Origin of the sequence: Rhodococcus sp. IEGM 1370, assembly GCF_033142325.1 — a bacterium.
GTDB lineage: Bacteria > Actinomycetota > Actinomycetes > Mycobacteriales > Mycobacteriaceae > Rhodococcoides.
Genome location: NZ_JAWLRY010000066.1, coordinates 1 through 1,330, shown reverse-complemented (window position 1 = coordinate 1,330; position 1,330 = coordinate 1). Strand labels below are relative to the sequence as shown.

Annotated in this window: 1 protein-coding gene and 1 other annotated feature; the gene reads left to right on the top strand. The window is 60.1% G+C overall.

Annotated features, from left to right (window positions below; all coding sequences use genetic code 11):
* The first annotated feature begins 51 nt into the window (after nucleotides 1-51).
* Nucleotides 52-1,301 (top strand): IS3 family transposase gene (locus R4P47_RS25010; protein ID WP_317786073.1). Its coding sequence is split into 2 segments (ribosomal slippage): nucleotides 52-340 and nucleotides 340-1,301, totalling 1,251 coding nucleotides; the frame shifts between segments, so codons are not numbered across the junction.
* Nucleotides 339-467 (top strand) — a sequence feature (AL1L pseudoknot). It overlaps the preceding gene by 129 nt.
* Nucleotides 1,302-1,330: the final 29 nt, after the last annotated feature.

Below are 1,330 nucleotides of genomic sequence, written 5' to 3'. Positions count from 1 at the left end.
TGAATCACCCCGGCGTGTCCGGAGACTTCGTTCTTTGGGAAGGATGGAGTCATGTCGTCAGGATCGCAGAAGAGGTACCCGCCGGAGCTGCGTGAGCGTGCGGTGCGGATGGTCGCCGAAATACAGCACGAACACACCTCGGAGTGGGCGGCGATCGAGTCGGTCGCAGGCAAGCTCGGCATCGGGACCGCGCAGACGTTGCACAACTGGATCCGGAAGGCTCAGACCGATACCGGCCAGCGTCCCGGCGTGACCAGCGAGATGGCGGCGGAGATGAGGAAGCTCCGTGCAGAGAACCGAGAACTGAAGCGCGCCAACGAAATACTGAAATCAGCGTCGGTTTTCTTCGCGGCGGAGCTCGACCGCAACAACAAATGATCATCGACTACATCGAAAACAACAAACAGGAGTACGGCGTCGAGCCGATCTGCAGGGTGCTCACCGAGCACGGCTGCCCGATCGCGCCGTCCACCTACTACGAGGCCCGCAGCCGCGCAGCATCGAAACGAGCCGTGCGCGATGAACAGCTGAAGGCCGAGATCAGTCGGGTTCACGACCAGAACTACTCGGTCTACGGCGCACGCAAAGTCTGGCTGCAATTACGACGAGAGGACATCGATGTGGCCCGCTGCACTGTCGAACGACTGATGAGCACACTCGGGCTCGAAGGAGCCCGACGTGGCAAGAAGAAGCGCACCACCATCTCTGATCCACAAGGGCAGCGGGCGGAGGATCTGGTGCAACGCAAGTTCAACCCGATCGGACCAAATGTGTTGTGGGTAGCGGACTTTACGTATGTCTCGACGTGGTCGGGATGGGTGTACGTGGCATTCGTGATCGACGCCTACTCCCGGCGAATCCTCGGGTGGAGGACTTCGACGAGAATGACCACCCCTCTGGTTCTCGATGCGATCGAGCACGCAATCTGGACGAGACGACGCGAAGGCATCACGGACCTGTCGGGACTGATTCACCACCACGACCGCGGCTCGCAATACACCTCGATTGCCTTCACCGAGCGGCTGACCGAGGCCGGCATCGATGCCTCGATCGGAACAACCGGAGACAGCTACGACAACGCCCTCGCGGAGACAATAAACGGGCTGTACAAGACCGAATTGATCAAGCCGCAGGGGCCGTGGCGAACGGTCGAACACGTAGAAATCGCCACGTTGGAGTGGGTGGACTGGTTCAACCACCGCAGACTGTACGAGCACTGCGGGGACATCCCACCAGCTGAACTCGAGGCCCTCTACTACGGTGAACACGGAACTCAGCGCATCGCGGAGTTCTCAAACTAGAAAGTCTCTGGACTTGCCGGGGTGATTCA